The 16,135-nt window shown below is 59.8% G+C and carries 14 protein-coding genes; 4 read left to right on the forward strand and 10 right to left on the reverse strand.

Annotated elements, in window-relative coordinates; all coding sequences use genetic code 11:
- Window positions 1–114: 114 nt before the first annotated feature.
- The 5 genes from D8U61_RS02315 to xerD form a co-directional block, all read right to left on the reverse strand.
- A complete protein-coding gene (locus tag D8U61_RS02315; RefSeq protein ID WP_122706120.1) occupies window positions 115–1,488 on the reverse strand; it encodes a transporter substrate-binding domain-containing protein in 1,374 nt (457 codons plus the stop codon).
- 120 nt (window positions 1,489–1,608) lie between these two features.
- Entirely contained in the window at window positions 1,609–3,018 is a 1,410-nt protein-coding gene (thrC, locus tag D8U61_RS02320; RefSeq protein WP_024011723.1) for a threonine synthase, read from the reverse strand.
- A gap of 107 nt (window positions 3,019–3,125) precedes the next feature.
- On the reverse strand, window positions 3,126–4,430 hold the full coding sequence (locus D8U61_RS02325; protein WP_024011722.1) for a homoserine dehydrogenase: 1,305 nt from the start codon (window positions 4,428–4,430) through the stop codon (window positions 3,126–3,128).
- A 131-nt stretch (window positions 4,431–4,561) separates the two neighbouring features.
- Complete coding sequence (gene dsbC / locus D8U61_RS02330) at window positions 4,562–5,293, reverse strand: bifunctional protein-disulfide isomerase/oxidoreductase DsbC (RefSeq protein WP_130926349.1); 732 nt, start codon at window positions 5,291–5,293, stop codon at window positions 4,562–4,564.
- A gap of 366 nt (window positions 5,294–5,659) precedes the next feature.
- The gene (gene xerD / locus D8U61_RS02335) at window positions 5,660–6,556 is read right to left on the reverse strand and encodes a site-specific tyrosine recombinase XerD (RefSeq protein ID WP_016771535.1); all 897 of its coding nucleotides are present in this window, start codon (window positions 6,554–6,556) and stop codon (window positions 5,660–5,662) included.
- Window positions 6,557–6,664: 108 nt separating this feature from the next.
- Here xerD and D8U61_RS02340 point away from each other — a divergent pair, with 108 nt between their 5' ends.
- A complete protein-coding gene (locus tag D8U61_RS02340; protein WP_125927642.1) occupies window positions 6,665–8,473 on the forward strand; it encodes a sodium:proton antiporter in 1,809 nt (602 codons plus the stop codon).
- 169 nt (window positions 8,474–8,642) lie between these two features.
- On the opposite strand, the gene rplS is transcribed toward D8U61_RS02340, so the two are convergent.
- From rplS to ffh, 5 genes are all read right to left on the reverse strand, one after another.
- On the reverse strand, window positions 8,643–8,993 hold the full coding sequence (rplS, locus tag D8U61_RS02345; protein WP_003175895.1) for a 50S ribosomal protein L19: 351 nt from the start codon (window positions 8,991–8,993) through the stop codon (window positions 8,643–8,645).
- Window positions 8,994–9,038: 45 nt separating this feature from the next.
- The gene (gene trmD / locus D8U61_RS02350; protein ID WP_038860625.1) at window positions 9,039–9,791 is read right to left on the reverse strand and encodes a tRNA (guanosine(37)-N1)-methyltransferase TrmD; all 753 of its coding nucleotides are present in this window, start codon (window positions 9,789–9,791) and stop codon (window positions 9,039–9,041) included.
- A gap of 2 nt (window positions 9,792–9,793) precedes the next feature.
- Window positions 9,794–10,330, reverse strand: a complete 537-nt coding sequence (rimM, locus tag D8U61_RS02355) for a ribosome maturation factor RimM (RefSeq protein ID WP_016771538.1) — start codon at window positions 10,328–10,330, stop codon at window positions 9,794–9,796.
- A 5-nt stretch (window positions 10,331–10,335) separates the two neighbouring features.
- On the reverse strand, window positions 10,336–10,587 hold the full coding sequence (rpsP, locus tag D8U61_RS02360) for a 30S ribosomal protein S16 (protein ID WP_003185073.1): 252 nt from the start codon (window positions 10,585–10,587) through the stop codon (window positions 10,336–10,338).
- 249 nt (window positions 10,588–10,836) lie between these two features.
- Window positions 10,837–12,213, reverse strand: coding sequence for a signal recognition particle protein (gene ffh / locus D8U61_RS02365; protein ID WP_007967791.1), 1,377 nt, complete (start codon window positions 12,211–12,213; stop codon window positions 10,837–10,839).
- Window positions 12,214–12,423: 210 nt separating this feature from the next.
- Here ffh and ccsA point away from each other — a divergent pair, with 210 nt between their 5' ends.
- From ccsA to D8U61_RS02385, 3 genes are all read left to right on the forward strand, one after another.
- Entirely contained in the window at window positions 12,424–13,236 is an 813-nt protein-coding gene (gene ccsA, locus D8U61_RS02370) for a cytochrome c biogenesis protein CcsA (protein WP_016771539.1), read from the forward strand.
- 12 nt (window positions 13,237–13,248) lie between these two features.
- The gene (locus D8U61_RS02375; protein WP_125927641.1) at window positions 13,249–14,490 is read left to right on the forward strand and encodes a CNNM domain-containing protein; all 1,242 of its coding nucleotides are present in this window, start codon (window positions 13,249–13,251) and stop codon (window positions 14,488–14,490) included.
- Window positions 14,491–14,722: 232 nt separating this feature from the next.
- A complete protein-coding gene (locus D8U61_RS02385) occupies window positions 14,723–16,039 on the forward strand; it encodes an MFS transporter (protein WP_130926350.1) in 1,317 nt (438 codons plus the stop codon).
- Window positions 16,040–16,135: the final 96 nt, after the last annotated feature.

Consider the following 16,135-nt stretch of genomic DNA (forward strand, 5'->3'; position numbering starts at 1 on the left):
CGACCTCTGGAGCGATCATCGCGGACTCTCACCGCAGTTGTCGTTCACTCTAGGGCAGGCGTCTTAAGCCTCCCATCAGAAAAGTAGCCGCGTCTTGCAGGACATTTCCCTTCTTTACTGCAGACAGCGACACCCGCTCTCGGTCCTGCGCTGAGTGATATCGGTCCAGCCACCCAACAGGCCGCGCAATTTACCGTCACCGCTGTAAAACGGCACGGTCCACTGATAAACCTCGCGAGACCCGCCCTTGAACAGCAGCTGTCGTTTGCTGAAGCGCGACTTGCGGGTCTGCAACTGGGCGATGAATTCATCGTGGAGCATGCGCGCGGTGGTTTCCGGAAACGCATCGACTTCGATCAGCAGGCGCCCCTGCATCTGGTCCAAGCGCACCGACAGCGCTTCCTCGTAACTGCGATTGCAGATGATCAACCGCCCGTGCAGATCACGGACAAACACCGGATCCGGCATCGAATCGATCAGGGCGTGCTGAAAGGCCAGTTGATCGCCCAACTCCTTTTCCGCCGCGCAGCGCAACTTGATCACGGCCGCTAGGCGTCTGTTCCACACTAGCGACAGCATCCCGAAAACGCCGATTACCCCCATCGCCCAGCATGCCCACTCGACCAGGCGTTCCCAGACGGAGGGCACGGGCGGCGGCGAAACGCCCGCCAGCCACTTGAGACGCATCGCCCGCAACTCCGCCGCAGGGAACGCTTCCAGCGCCTTGTTGAGAATACTCAGTAGTTGCGGCATGCCTTTTCGTACAGCCAGATGATCGGCTTCCCACTTGCCCTCTACCAGGGCACCGACCTTGAGCATGCCCAACGGATAGAGCTGCGCGCCGATTTCGTTTTCGATGGTTGCGTAGGCTTCACCGCTCTCGACCAGCGCCCGCGCTTCGGCGTAGGTTTTCACCGAGCGTATTTCAATCGACGGATAATCGCGGCGAATCGCATCCTCCAGGGCATGACGGGCGGGCAGCACCAGAACGCGCTTGGCCAGTTGCTCGAAAGACTCCACCCGCGGGGTATTGGCATGTCCGACAAAAACCCAGCCTGCCCCTCCAAAAGCATGACTGAAATCGAGAAACGCCTTGCGATCATCACTCATGGCCAAGGTCGTACTGATGTCCGCGACTCCGCTTTGCAGGCGATCGAGCATATGGTCGGTAGAGAACGATTCCTGGTGCTCGAATTGCAGGCCGGTCATTGCGCTGACGCGCTTGAGCACATCGTTGTTCAGACCGCTCCACTGGCCATGTTCGTCCTGAAACAGGTACAACGGATATTGCACCGATGCCACCGTCACTCTGGGGTTGTCACGTATCCATTGCTGCTCGTGCGCATCCAGCTCGATAGCCTGGACACTGGCTGACGCATTGGCCTGATCGAGTGCCATTTGCGCTGCCATGCCGCTGTGTGTCCACCCCAGCACCGCCAACAAAAACAACCAGCCCAGTGCCGGTTTCAAACCTCTGTAAAACAGCATTGCCATTTCCTTCGTGATCGACTCACCCGTCCTTCGTGGGTGAAAACCCGAGCAGTGTGGCAGCAGAAACAAAAAAGCCCGTCAGGAGACGGGCTTCAAAATGTGACAGCTTTTACTGGCTTAGAGTGGCTTGCCGCGGTTGCCATGCTGGCTGACAAAGGCTTGCACGGCTTTCAGGTCGTTTGGCAGAACCGTGCAGCGCTCGTTTCGCTCAAACAAATCAGAAAGATGTGCAGGTAGTTCGAGCGCTTTTCCTACACCCGCTTTCTCCACTGCCTCAGGAAACTTGACCGGATGGGCAGTACCCAGAATGACCATCGGGATATCCAGGCTGCGACGGCATTCGCGCGCGGCTTTCACACCGATGGCAGTGTGCGGGTCGAGCACCTCACCGGTTTGCTCGTAGACGTCGGCGATGGTTTCGCAGGTCTGCGCATCGTCCACCGCCAGGGAATCGAACAGCTTGCGTGCTTCGGTCCAGCGCTCTTGCTCGACGCTGAAACTGCCGTCCTTTTTGAACGAGTCCATCAGGCCGGCAATCGCCGCACCGTTACGGCCGTGCAGGTCGAACAGCAGGCGCTCGAAGTTCGACGACACCATGATGTCCATCGACGGCGACAGCGTTGCGTGCAGGGTTTCCTTGACGTACTGGTTGCCGCTCATGAAGCGGTGCAGGATGTCGTTGCGGTTGGTCGCGACGATCAACTGGTTGATCGGCAGGCCCATGTTGCGCGCCAGGTAACCGGCGAAGATGTCGCCGAAGTTACCGGTCGGTACCGAGAACGACACCGAACGCGCCGGACCGCCCAACTGCAGGGACGCATGGAAGTAGTAAACGATCTGGGCCATGATCCGCGCCCAGTTGATCGAGTTCACCGCCACCAGACGCGTGCCTTTGAGGAAGCTCTGGTCGGCGAAGCTGTTCTTGACCATTTCCTGGCAGTCATCGAAGTTGCCTTCGATGGCGATGTTGTGGATGTTCTCGCCGAAGATCGTCGTCATCTGCCGACGCTGCACTTCCGATACACGCTGATGCGGGTGCAGGATGAAGATGTCGACATTTTCGCAGTGCTTGCAGCCTTCGATGGCCGCAGAACCGGTGTCACCAGAGGTGGCACCGACAATCACCACGCGCTCGCCGCGCTTTTCCAGCACGTAATCGAGCAGGCGACCGAGCAGTTGCAGGGCGAAGTCCTTGAACGCCAGGGTCGGGCCGTGGAACAGCTCAAGCACCCATTCATTACCGTTCAACTGACGCAGTGGCGCCACGGCGCTGTGCGCGAACACGCCGTAGGTTTCTTCGAGAATTTTCTTGAAATCGGCATCCGGAATGCTGCCGGTGACAAACGGGCGCATCACCCGGAAGGCCAGTTCGTGATACGGCAGGCCGGCCCAGGAAGCGATTTCTTCCTGAGTGAAACGTGGCAGGTTTTCCGGGACGTACAGACCGCCGTCGGTCGCCAGACCGGCCAGCAGGACCTCTTCGAAATTCAGGGCCGGGGCCTGCCCGCGAGTACTGATATATCGCATTTTTTTCAAACCTTCGGTTTGAGCTGCAAGCTGCAAGCTGCAAGTCGCAAGTAAAAGCCAGACTGCTTCTCTCTTGCCACTTGCCGCTCGAAGCTTGCCGCTGCTTTTTAGTTCAAATGTTCGACACGGATCCGTACAACCGGGCCGTCAACGCCAGCCAGTGCTTCCAGCGCGGTGATCGCATCGTTGATGCGCTGCTCGACCACGCGGTGGGTCAGCAGGATCATCGGCACCAGGCCGTCATGCTCTTCGACTTCCTTCTGCATGATCGATTCGATATTGATGCCGCGCTCCGACAGGATGCTCGCCACCTGCGCCAGAACGCCCGGATGATCCTTGGCGTGAATGCGCAGGTAGTAAGCGCTTTCGCAGGCTTCGATCGGCAGGATCGGATGGGCCGACAGCGAGTCCGGCTGGAAGGCCAGGTGCGGCACACGGTTTTCCGGGTCGGAAGTCATCGCGCGAACCACGTCGACCAGATCGGCGATCACCGACGAAGCGGTCGGCTCCATGCCAGCGCCGGCACCGTAGAACAGCGTCGAACCGGCGGCGTCGCCGTTGACCATCACTGCGTTCATCACGCCGTTGACGTTGGCGATCAGGCGATCGGCCGGAATCAGCGTCGGGTGCACGCGCAACTCGATGCCGGCGTCAGTGCTGCGCGCCACGCCGAGGTGCTTGATGCGATAGCCCAGCGCCTCGGCGTAGTTGACGTCGGCGGTGGTCAGTTTGGTGATGCCTTCGGTGTAAGCCTTGTCGAATTGCAGCGGAATGCCGAAGGCGATAGACGCCAGAATGGTCAGCTTGTGCGCGGCATCGATGCCTTCGACGTCGAAGGTCGGGTCGGCTTCGGCGTAACCCAGCGCTTGCGCTTCGGCGAGTACGTCTTCAAACGTACGGCCCTTCTCGCGCATTTCGGTGAGGATGAAGTTGCCGGTACCGTTGATGATCCCGGCAACCCAGTTGATGCGGTTGGCGGACAGGCCTTCGCGGATCGCCTTGATCACCGGAATGCCACCGGCCACCGCTGCTTCGAATGCCACGATCACGCCTTTCTCGCGTGCCTTGGCGAAAATCTCATTACCGTGAACGGCTATCAGCGCCTTGTTCGCGGTGACCACATGCTTGCCATTCTCGATGGCCTTGAGTACCAGCTCGCGGGCAACGGTGTAGCCGCCCATCAGCTCTATGACGATGTCGATCTCAGGGTTCGTGGCCACTTCGAAGACATCGTTGGTAATCGCAATACCGGTCGTCTGGAACTGAGGCTTTGGCGTGCGCGTGGCAATTTGTGCCACTTCGATTCCACGCCCGGCACGACGAGCAATTTCCTCGGCGTTGCGCTGAAGTACGTTGAAGGTACCGCCACCGACGGTCCCTAACCCACAGATGCCTACTTTGACCGGATTCACTGTGAACTCCCCATGAAACGGCCGACACAGGGTCGGCCGGAAAACAACCGCGTGCTCGCGGCTCTCTGTTGATGGCCCGGCGCTGTTGCCGCCGGACCACGATCGTCAACGGTTGCCCGTGACGATGCGAATTACTTCGCGCCCAGCGCCAGTTTGGCGACTTGTGGCGCCGGCTGGTAGCCCGGAATGACCTGGCCGTCGGCCAAAACGATGGCCGGTGTACCGTTCACGCCGATCGACTGACCGAGGGCGAATTGCTTGGAAACCGGGTTATCGCACTTGGCGGCCTTGATTTCCTTGCCATCGACCATTTTGTCCATGGCGGCTTTCTTGTCTTTCGAGCACCACACTGCTTGCAGCTGCTCGTCACCCGGCGAATTCAGACCCTGGCGCGGGAACGCCACGTAGCGCACTTCAATGCCGCGCTTGTTCAGCTCCGGCACTTCGGCATGCAGTTTGTGGCAGTACGGACAGGTGGTGTCGGTAAACACGGTGATATGCGATTTGGTCTCGCCCACAGCCGGGTAGACCACGGTTTCGGCCACCGGGATGGCATTGATCAGTTGGGAAATGCCCAGGCGTTCGGTCTTCTCGGTCAGGTTGACCGGTTTGCCATTCGCCAGCTGATACAGGTTGCCCTGGACGATGTACTGGCCATCGGCGCTGGCATACAGCACGCGGCTGCCTTTGAGTTTGACTTCGTACATGCCAGGCAACGGGCTGGCACTGATGCTCTCGACCGGAACCTCGAGTTCGAGTTTTTCCAGGCTTTGACGAATGGCTTTGTCAGCCGCGTCGTCGGCGACGGCAAAGGTGCTCACCAACGCAATGGCGGCGGCGGCGAAAATCTGGGTCAGACGCATGAGTACTCCTGAGGGCGGGCCAATGAAACGGTCAGAACGCCCGTGCGAAACACCGGGTCATAACCGTCCATCGTGCAAACCGGCAAAGCCTAACACATAAGGTCACGAGGGCCGAATGCGCCTGTCGCCACACACTCATGAGCAACTGACACATCTTCATGCTTGTACAACTGACCCACAACCACATGTGGCTGACACACATTATTGTGGCGAGGGGATTTATCCCCGCCGGGTTGCGAAGCAGCCCTAAACCATCCACCGCGATCTTTCAGTCAAAATCGAGCCAGCCGGGTTTGCGACTGCTGCGCAGCCGAACGGGGATAAATCCCCTCGCCACAGGTCAGTGTTTCAACATTATGGGATGTGTCAGCCGCGTGGGTGGTGCTTCGCGTGCAAGTCCTGCAAGCGGGCGCGGGCGACGTGGGTATAGATTTGGGTGGTGGAAAGGTCGCTGTGCCCGAGCAGCATCTGCACCACGCGCAAGTCCGCGCCGTGATTGAGCAGATGCGTGGCGAACGCGTGGCGCAAGGTGTGCGGCGACAGCGACTTGCTGATCCCGGCGACCTTGGCCTGATGCTTGATGCGATGCCAGAACGTCTGCCGGGTCATCTGCTCGCCGCGCTGACTGGGGAACAGCACATCGCTGGGGCGGCCACCGAGCAACTCGCCACGACCATCACGCATATAACGCTCGACCCAGACAATCGCCTCCTCGCCCATCGGCACCAGACGCTCCTTGCTGCCCTTGCCCATCACCCGCAATACGCCTTGGCGCAGGTTGACCTGCTCCAGCGTCAGGCTGATCAGTTCGGTCACGCGCAGGCCACAGGCATACAGCACTTCCAGCATCGCGCGGTCACGCTGGCCGATGGCGTCACTCAGGTCCGGCGCCTTGAGCAGTGCTTCGACATCGGCTTCCGACAGCGACTTGGGCAACGGCCGCCCCAGTTGCGGCATGTCGACGCGCAACGTCGGGTCGACGCTGATCAGTTTTTCCCGCAGCAGATAGCGATAAAAGCCACGCACCCCGGAGAGAAATCTCGCGGTGGAGCGCGGCTTGTAGTTTTGCTCCAGCCGCCACGCCAGATGATCGAGGATCAATTCGCGACCGGCATTGATCAGTTCGAGATTTTTCTCCTGCAACCAGCCGTTGAACAGCGCGAGGTCACTGCGATAGGCGTCGCGGGTATTGTCGGACAGGCCTTTCTCCAGCCATAAAGCGTCGAGAAATTGATCAATCAGCGGATGGTCGATGGCAGGCATGGGTGCTCGGGGCAGGCAGTTTTTAACACTGCGCGCAAATAGACAGTGAACGACGGGAATGGCCGCTAGTCTTTCATAGCCAGCCAGATCAAGGAACAGGGAGCATCAATGAACGAGCAGCAAATTCTCTTGGCATTTGGCGGGATCGGCGCGGCGGCGCTGGGTTGTCAGTGGCTGGCATGGCGCCTGAAGCTGCCGGCCATTCTGTTTCTGCTGCTGACCGGCATTTTGGCCGGCCCGCTGCTGGGTTGGCTCGACCCGCAGGAAATGTTCGGCCCGCTGCTGATGCCACTGGTGTCGCTGGCAGTGGCGCTGATTCTGTTCGAAGGCAGCCTGACCCTGCACCTGTCGGAATGGAAAGAGATCGGCAGCGTCGTTCATCGACTGGTGACCCTCGGTGCGATTTCGACCTGGATCGTCATCGCGGTCGCCACGCACTTTCTGCTGGGCTTCGACTGGATGCTGGCGATTCTGTTTGGCAGCCTGACGCTGGTCACCGGTCCGACCGTGATCGTGCCGATGCTGCGGGTGGTGCGGCCGAAGGCCTCGATCGCCAACATCCTGCGCTGGGAAGGCATCGTCATCGATCCGATCGGCGCTCTGCTCGCGGTCGTGGTGTACAGCTTCATCATCGCCAGCGCTGAAGGCCATGGCCTCAAGCAAAGCCTCTTCACCTTCGGCGGGGTGATTCTCTGCGGCGCCGTGTTTGGTGTCGTCGGGGGTTGGTTGCTGGGGACGGTGATCCGGCGTCAGTGGCTGCCGGAATACCTGCACAATCTGGCCTCGCTGGCAGCGGTGCTGGCGATCTTCATCGGTGCCAACCAGGTGATGCATGAGTCCGGCCTGCTGGCGGTGACGCTGATGGGCATGTGGCTGGCCAACATGAAAGGCGTGGACGTGCGGCACATCCTGCACTTCAAGGAAAACCTCAGTGTATTGCTGATTTCCGGACTGTTCATCCTGCTCGCGGCGCGCCTGGACCTGAACGCTTTGCTTGGTCTGGGGCCGCTGGTGTTGATTCTGCTGTTGGTGATCCAGCTGATCGCCCGTCCGTTGAATGTTTTGCTCAGCACCGCCGGTTCCAGTCTGAGCTGGCGCGAAAGGGCGTTGCTGTGCTGGATCGCGCCGCGCGGGATCGTCGCTGCGGCTGTCTCGGCGATTTTCGCAATTCGCCTGGATGAATCCGGACATGAAGGCGCCCTGCTCCTGGTGCCGCTGACCTTTGCGGTAATCATCGGCACCGTGGTTTTGCAAAGCGCAACGGCGCGACCGCTGGCACGGCTGTTAAAGGTCGCCGAACCGGCGCCGAGCGGTTTCCTGATCGTTGGAGCCAATGGCCCGGCCCGCGAATTGGGCAAGTCGCTGCAACAGCTGGGCAGCCGCGTGCTGCTGACCGATTCGAGCTGGGAGAATATCCGCGCGGCACGTATGGAAGGCTTGCCGACCTATTTCGGCAACCCGGCGTCGCAGCATGCCGACGCGCATCTGGATCTGGTGGGGCTGGGGCATTTGCTGGCGCTGTCACCGTCGGGCGAGCTGAACACATTGGCGGCGATGCGCTTTCGTCATGACTTCGGTCATCAGCGCCTGTTCGGTCTGGCCAGCGGCCATGAAAGCCGCCGCAGCGACAAGCACCGCGCAAGCCTGGAACACCGGGGCAATCAATTGGGCAGTGAGGCACTGACCTATTCGAAACTGGCCGGCCAGATGGGCCAGGGAGCGGAGCTTTACAGCACGACATTGACGGACGGCTTCGGCTGGGAGGATTACCAAGCGCTGCACGGCAATCGCGCAACTTTACTGTTCATGCGTGATGACAGCGGCTGGGTGCATGTGGTGACGCCGGAAACGGCGTTGAAGCCGGGGGCTGGGTGGACGTTGCTGGCATTGATTCAACCGCAAGGTTCCGGCGCCTGACAGACCGATTCGCGAGCAGGCTCGCTCCCACATTTGAATTCCTGTGGGAGCGAGCCTGCTCGCGAAGGCCGCGACTCGGTCACAGATAGACAGAAGATCCTTGCAGCGCAAATCGCAGGCAACAAAAAAGCAGCCCGTAGGCTGCTTTTTTCTGCATCGGAAGCTGGGCTTAAGCCAGTTTTTCCTTGATGCGTGCTGCTTTACCCGACAGGTCGCGCAGGTAGTACAGCTTGGCTTTACGTACGTCACCGCGACGTTTAACAGCCATGCTGTCGATCTGCGGGGAGTAGGTCTGGAAAGTACGTTCTACGCCAACACCGTTGGAGATTTTACGAACGGTGAACGCACTGTTCACGCCGCGGTTACGCTTGGCGATTACAACGCCTTCGAACGCTTGCAGACGGGAACGATCGCCTTCCTTCACTTTCACCTGAACGACAATAGTGTCGCCTGGGGCGAAGGTAGGGATTTCTTTGGTCATCTGCTCTGCTTCGAGTGCAAGGATGATTTTGTTGGTCATGCTGTGCTCCTAAGGTAAATCGTTCGATCTACCATCGATACGTTGTTAACTATCGTCCCGCTCGCGGATGTATTCCTCGAGCAGCTTCTTCTCTTCTCCAGAAAGCGAGCGGCTTTCCAGAAGATCGGCGCGTCGTTCATAGGTCCGACCAAGGGACTGCTGTAAACGCCAACGCCGGATATGCGCGTGATTGCCACTCAGCAACACGTCGGGAACACGCTGATCCGCATACACCTCCGGTCGGGTGTAGTGCGGGCAATCCAGCAGACCATCCGTAAAGGAATCTTCCTCAGCGGAATCCGCATGCCCTAAAGCTCCAGGCAGCAGTCGTGTAACCGCATCGATCAGGACCATGGCCGGCAGCTCGCCGCCAGACAGTACATAGTCGCCAATCGACCACTCTTCATCGACATGAGCCTCAATAAAGCGCTCGTCAATGCCTTCGTAGCGGCCGGCAATCAGGATCAATGCATCCGATTGTGCCAGCTCGCGTACCGCCGACTGAGTCAGTTGACGGCCTTGGGGGGACAGGTAAATCACCTTCGCCGCCTCCCCGGCTGCTGCCTTGGCCTGAGCCAGCGCATCTTCCAGGGGCTTGATCTTCATCACCATGCCCGGACCACCGCCAAACGGGCGATCGTCCACAGTGTGATGCCGATCCGTCGTGTAATCTCGCGGATTCCAACAGGTCAGCTGCAAGAGCCCCTGTTTGACCGCACGACTGGTGATGCCGTAATCGCCAATGGCGGAAAACATCTCGGGAAACAAACTGATCACTTCTACGCGCAAGTTAGCCACGTTCAGAAGTCCGCGTCCCAATCCACCTTCATCTCGCCCGCTTCCAGGTCGACGGCCAACACGCATTGCTCCGTATAGGGCAACAGGCGTTCGCGATCATCCAGGCTGCCAGCGCAAGGCTTGACGACCATTACATCATTGGCGCCGGTTTCCAGAAGATGATCGATTTTCCCGAGCAGTTGCCCAAGGGTGTCGATGACCTTCAAACCTTCCAGCTGGTACCAGTAGTACTCGCCTTCGGTCAATTCAGCGAACAGGTTGCGCGGCACGCAGATCTCATAACCGGCCAGAAGACGAGCTTCTTCACGATCATCGAGACCCTTGAGCTTGGCGACCAGGAACTTGTCGCTCCCGCGTCCACTGACCAGCTCGACCTGTTTGACATTGCCTTCGCGCTTGAGCGTCCAGGTTTTGTACTGCAACAGGTTTTCAGTCGGATCAGTAAAGGAATAAACCTTCACTTCGCCGCGAACGCCATGAACAGAATAAATTTTGCCAATAACGATCAAATCATCGGCAGGGGCTGGCGTCGCGTTCATATTGCTCAGGCCGCAGCCTTGGCAGATTCCTTCAACAACTGAGCAACGCGCTCAGAAGGTTGTGCACCAACGCTCAGCCAGTAGGCAACGCGCTCTTGGTTCACGGACAGACGGATTTCCTGACCACGGGCAACAGGGTTGAAGAAACCAACCTGTTCTTTGTGGGAGCCGTCACGCGGGTTACGCGAGTCGGTTACGGTCAGGTGGTAAAACGGGCGCTTTTTGGAGCCGCCAAGGGCAAGACGGATTGTTAGCATGTGAACATCGTTCCTGTAGTCGGTGCTGCAAATCTAAATGCACAGCGGGCATGGGTGCCCGAAAGGCCGCATATTCTAAGGAATATCCGGACTTTTGCAAATGACTTTTTCCGGCGCCCATGGCATGCCGTGCAGATTTGCATAGAGAGCCGTCGATAAAAACGGCCAGTCAGCTCCCGCCGAGTGCGGGTTTGCTGTTGATCCTGCGTCCTTGCAGGGTCTGCGCCGGTGCGACGACCGGCGAAGTCTTTACATTTTCGGCATGCCGCCGCCGGGCAACATACCGCCCATGCCGCGCATCATTTTTGCCATACCGCCCTTGGCGGTGAATTTCTTCATCATCTTCTGCATCTGCTTGTGCTGCTTGATCAAGCGGCCGATGTCCTGCACCTGCGTGCCGGAACCCATGGCGATCCGGCGCTTGCGCGAACCGCTGATCAGCTCAGGGTCGCGGCGCTCGGCCGGGGTCATGGAATTGATGATGGCTTCCATCTGCTTGAACTGCTTCTCTGCGGCGTTCTGGGCATTGCCCATCTGCGACAGGTTGACGCCGCCGATGCTCGGCAGTTTGTCCATGAGCCCGCCGAGGCCGCCCATGTTCTTCATCTGTTGCAGCTGATCGCGGAAGTCTTCGAGGTCGAAGCCCTTGCCTTTCTTCAGCTTCTTGGCCAGTTTGTCGGCCTTGTCCTTGTCCAGCGTCGCTTCGGCCTGCTCGATCAGGCTAAGCACGTCGCCCATGCCGAGGATCCGCGAGGCGATACGCTCAGGGTGGAACGGATCGAGCGCTTCGCTCTTCTCGCCCATACCGATGAACTTGATTGGCTTGCCGGTGATGGCGCGCACCGACAGCGCGGCACCGCCACGGGCGTCGCCGTCGACCTTGGTCAGGATCACACCGGTCAGCGGCAGCGCATCGCCGAACGCCTTGGCCGTGTTCGCGGCGTCCTGACCGGTCATGGCGTCGACCACGAACAGGGTTTCGACCGGGTTGATCGCGGCGTGCAGCGCCTTGATCTCGCCCATCATCTCTTCGTCGATGTGCAGACGACCGGCAGTATCGACGATGACCACGTCGATGAATTTCAGTTTTGCTTCTTTAATAGCCGCATTGGCGATGTCGACCGGCTTCTGGCTCAGGTCGGACGGGAAGAACGTCACGCCGATGTCGTTGGCCAGGGTTTCCAGCTGCTTGATCGCGGCCGGACGGTAAATGTCCGCAGACACGACCATGACCGACTTCTTCTTGCGCTCTTTAAGGAAGCGCGCCAGCTTGCCGGCAGTGGTGGTTTTACCCGCGCCCTGCAGACCGGCCATCAGAATCACGGCTGGCGGAACGGCACTCAGGTTGAGGTCTTCGTTGGCCGCGCCCATCAGGCTTTCGAGTTCGGCCTGGACGATCTTCACGAATGCCTGGCCCGGCGTCAGGCTGCGCGACACCTCGGTGCCGACAGCGCGCTCCTTGACCGAATTGACGAAGTCCTTGACCACCGGCAATGCGACGTCAGCTTCGAGCAACGCCATGCGCACTTCACGCAGGGTGTCTTTGATATTGTCCTCGGTCAGCTTCGCCTTGCCGGTGACATGGCGCAGCGTCTGCGAGAGACGGTCGGTTAAGTTTTCAAACATTGCGCGATCCTTTCAGGCCCTGTACGAACCGGGATAATGGCGGCCCAGACCGGAATCAACATGTGCTCGGCGAGCCTGCGGCGTGGGCAGGTCGCGGATTATAGCGAAGACTGCGGCCGGCGGACACCTCGCCGTCAGCTTGCGGAGTCTTTCGTGCCGTGGCGGTTCTATGCCAAACTCAGCGCCTTTCGGGCTCGCCTAACAGGATTTATGCTCCCCTTGTCACCCAGTTTGCTGACCACCCTCGCCGCCGCCCTGCTCTATGCCGCTGCGACCGTCTATCAAAGCACCCGCCTGGCCACCGGCGCCAAGGCGAACAAGCGCCTGCTGGTCAGCCTCGGCGTCTTCGCCGTGCTCGCCCACGGCGCCAGCCTGCTTACACATCTATTGACCCCGATCGGCCTTGGCCTGGACTTCTTCAGTGCGTCCAGTCTGATCGCTGCTGCGGTAATCGCCCTGACCCTGCTCGCCTGTTCGCGGATCCCGGTGGAAAACCTGCTGGTGCTGCTGTTCCCGCTGGGCGCGATCACGGTATTGCTGGCGCAGTTCGCTCCGACCGGCACGGTGCAGATCATCGATGAAGAGCCGGGCATTCTCGCGCACATTCTATTGTCGATCCTCGCTTACGGCATGTTCACCATCGCCGTGTTCCAGGCGTTGCTGCTGCTGGTTCAGGACCATCAGCTCAAGCACAAGCACCCGTCCGGGCTGATCAAGAACTTCCCGCCCCTGCAAACCATGGAAAGCCTGCTGTTCGGCTTTCTCTGGGCCGGCTGGACGCTGCTGTCGCTATCGCTGATTTCCGGCTGGCTGTTCGTCGAGAACCTGTTTGCCCAGCATCTGGTGCACAAGACCCTGCTGGCCTGTCTGGCATGGATCGTCTTCAGCGTGCTGTTGTGGGGCCGCAACCGTCTGGGCTGGCGCGGCCACAAGGCGATTCGCTGGACCCTCGCCGGTTTCTGCCTGCTGATGCTGGCGTACTTCGGCAGCAAACTGGTTCGTGAATACATTCTGCACATCTGACGGGCGGCATAAATGGACGGTTTGCCCATAGGGCCGATGCTCGCGGTATTTGTCCTGCTGATTTTATGGTCAGGGCTGTTTACCGCCGTCGAAATCGCGCAGCAGCACCTGCTTGCGCAACGTATCGCCTCGCGCGCCAGCGATAAACCGCTGGCGAAGCTGAGCTTCCCGCTCGACAGCCTGATCCTCTGCAACACCCTGTGCCGCGCCCTCGCAGTGATCATCGCGACGCTGCTGGCGATTTTCCTCTGCGAAGAAAACGGCCCGTGGGCGGCGTGCCTGGGCGCCGGTGGCATCCTGTTGGTGTTCGCCGATTATTTCCCGCGCACCGTGGCTCGGCGCTATCCGGATGCCGTGCTGGCGTTCGGCAATGCCCTGCTGACCGTGCCGATGAAAATCGTCTACCCCTTTGCGTGGCTGTTCAGCCGGGTCAGCGCTTTGTTGATGACCCCGTTCACGCGCAAGGCTCAGGTGGTGCAACAGAGCGAGGACGAGTTGCCGGCCGATCACAATGAGGATCACGACCATCCGGTCCGCACCCACCCGGTATCGGGCATTCATGCGCTGGACAACATCACGGTCAACGACATTCTGGTGCCGCGCAGTGACGTCGACGGCATCAACCTCGACGATTCGATCGAAGAGATCATCGAGCAACTGCGCGAGAACAAGCGCACGCGTCTGCCGGTGTTTCACAGCGACATCAATCAGGTCGAAGCGGTGCTCAACACCCGCCAGATCGGCCATTTGCTGAGCAACGGCGGATTGACCCGCGAGGCACTGCTGGCCGCCAGCTACGAGCCTTACTTCGTCCCGGAAAGCACGCCGCTGCAACTGCAACTGCTGAACTTCCACAAGCAGCAACGCCGCCTCGGCATGGTCGTCGATGAATACGGTGAAGTGCTGGGCATCGTCACCCTTGAAGACATTCTCGAAGAGATCGTCGGCGAATTCGAAAGCGAGCACAGCCTCGACAACCCGCACATCCATCCCCAGGCCGACGGGCGTATGGTGATCGATGGCGCCGCATCGATCCGCGACCTGAACAAGTGCCTGGGCTGGCACCTGCCGAGCGACGGGCCGAAAACGCTCAACGGCCTGGTCACCGAAGCGCTGGAAACTATTCCGGAAAGCGCGGTGTGCCTGAAGATCGGGCGTTATCGACTGGAAATCCTCGAGACCGAGGAGAACCGGGTGAGCAAGGTGTTGATCTGGCTGACCTCATCGGTGCCTGCTCTGGTGCCTGCTCGATAAAGCTGCATTGTTTGCGCTTGTTTGATCGTTAGCCCCCTTCCTATAATCGAGGCGCTTACCCAAGCGCCGTCGATCCCTGTGCCTACCCGGCACTGCCCGGATCCTGACTGTTTCCGCTGCAAACCGACGACTGTTCCTACTCGAAACAGCGCTCGCGCCCTACCCCACATCCCTGGGTGTTCGACCATAACAATTCGCTCCACTGGAGCTCATGACTGTCAGGGATCACCGCATGACGACCCATACCGCTTACAGCGAAACCGCGCCTGCCCAGCCGACCAATTCCGCCACTCGCGTGGCCACGGCAAGCTTCATCGGCACCGCCATCGAGTTCTACGACTTCTACGTTTACGCCACTGCTGCGGCGCTGGTGATCGGGCCGGTGTTCTTTCCGCAGACCTCCGGCACGGCGCAGATGCTTTCCGCTTTTCTCACTTTCGGCATTGCCTTCCTCGCCCGACCACTGGGTTCGGCACTGTTTGGCCACTTCGGCGACCGTATCGGTCGTAAATCGACGCTGGTCGCCTCGCTGCTGTTGATGGGCGTGTGCACCACCTTGATTGGCGTGTTGCCGGGCTACGACAGCATTGGGGCCTGGGCGCCGATTCTGCTGTGCGTGCTGCGCTTCGGTCAGGGCCTGGGCCTTGGCGGCGAATGGGGCGGTGCGGCGCTGCTGGCCACGGAAAACGCGCCGAAGGGCAAACGCGCCTGGTTCGGCATGTTCCCGCAGCTCGGGCCATCGATTGGTTTTCTTGCGGCCAACGGCCTGTTCCTGACCTTGGCCATGACCTTGGATGACGAACAGTTCCGCAGTTGGGGCTGGCGTATTCCGTTTCTGCTCAGTGCGGCGCTGGTGATGGTCGGCCTGTATGTGCGCCTCAAGCTGCATGAAACGCCAGTGTTCGCCAATGCGATCGCCCGTCACGAGCGAGTGAAAGTGCCGCTGGTCGAGTTGTTCAGCCAATACTGGGCGCCGACCCTGCTCGGGGCGGCGGCGATGGTGGTCTGCTATGCGCTGTTCTATATCTCGACGGTGTTTTCCCTGAGCTATGGCGTATCGACGCTGGGTTACAGCCGCGAGACTTTCCTTGGCCTGCTGTGCTTTGCCGTGTTGTTCATGGCCGCCGCGACGCCTTTGTCGGCCTGGGCCAGCGACCGTTACGGGCGCAAACCGGTGCTGATCATCGGTGGCGTGCTGGCGATTCTGTCCGGATTTCTCATGGAGCCATTGCTAACGCAGGGCTCGACCTGGGGCGTGGCGCTGTTTCTGTGCATCGAGTTGTTTTTGATGGGCGTGACATTCGCACCGATGGGCGCGCTGTTGCCTGAGCTGTTTCCGACCCACGTGCGTTATACCGGCGCTTCAGCGGCGTACAACCTCGGCGGGATCGTCGGAGCCTCGGCGGCGCCGTTCTTTGCGCAGAAACTGGTGGCGATGGGCGGGTTGAGCTACGTCGGCGGGTATGTGTCGGCGGCGGCGGTGTTGAGTCTGATTGCGGTGTTGTGCTTGAAGGAGACGCGCAATAACGATCTGAATCAGGTTGCCTGACGGAAGGTAAAAAGCTTCGCGAGCAGGCTCGCTCCCACAGGGAAATGCATTCCAAATGTGGGAGCGAGCCTGCTCGCGAATGTATGCCGCAACTCG

The organism is Pseudomonas sp. Sample_14, from assembly GCF_004307515.1.
GTDB classification, from domain to species: domain Bacteria; phylum Pseudomonadota; class Gammaproteobacteria; order Pseudomonadales; family Pseudomonadaceae; genus Aquipseudomonas; species Aquipseudomonas atacamensis.

Excerpts from the sequence above, each read along its gene's own strand:
- D8U61_RS02315 (WP_122706120.1), bottom strand. The coding sequence starts at position 1,488 with ATGCTGTTTTACAGAGGTTTGAAACCGGCACTGGGCTGGTTGTTTTTG.
- thrC (WP_024011723.1), bottom strand. The coding sequence starts at position 3,018 with ATGCGATATATCAGTACTCGCGGGCAGGCCCCGGCCCTGAATTTCGAA.
- dsbC (WP_130926349.1), bottom strand. The coding sequence starts at position 5,293 with ATGCGTCTGACCCAGATTTTCGCCGCCGCCGCCATTGCGTTGGTGAGC.
- xerD (WP_016771535.1), bottom strand. The coding sequence starts at position 6,556 with ATGCCTGCCATCGACCATCCGCTGATTGATCAATTTCTCGACGCTTTA.
- D8U61_RS02340 (WP_125927642.1), top strand. The coding sequence starts at position 6,665 with ATGAACGAGCAGCAAATTCTCTTGGCATTTGGCGGGATCGGCGCGGCG.
- rplS (WP_003175895.1), bottom strand. The coding sequence starts at position 8,993 with ATGACCAACAAAATCATCCTTGCACTCGAAGCAGAGCAGATGACCAAA.
- rimM (WP_016771538.1), bottom strand. The coding sequence starts at position 10,330 with ATGAACGCGACGCCAGCCCCTGCCGATGATTTGATCGTTATTGGCAAA.
- rpsP (WP_003185073.1), bottom strand. The coding sequence starts at position 10,587 with ATGCTAACAATCCGTCTTGCCCTTGGCGGCTCCAAAAAGCGCCCGTTT.
- ffh (WP_007967791.1), bottom strand. The coding sequence starts at position 12,213 with ATGTTTGAAAACTTAACCGACCGTCTCTCGCAGACGCTGCGCCATGTC.
- ccsA (WP_016771539.1), top strand. The coding sequence starts at position 12,424 with ATGCTCCCCTTGTCACCCAGTTTGCTGACCACCCTCGCCGCCGCCCTG.
- D8U61_RS02375 (WP_125927641.1), top strand. The coding sequence starts at position 13,249 with ATGGACGGTTTGCCCATAGGGCCGATGCTCGCGGTATTTGTCCTGCTG.
- D8U61_RS02385 (WP_130926350.1), top strand. The coding sequence starts at position 14,723 with ATGACGACCCATACCGCTTACAGCGAAACCGCGCCTGCCCAGCCGACC.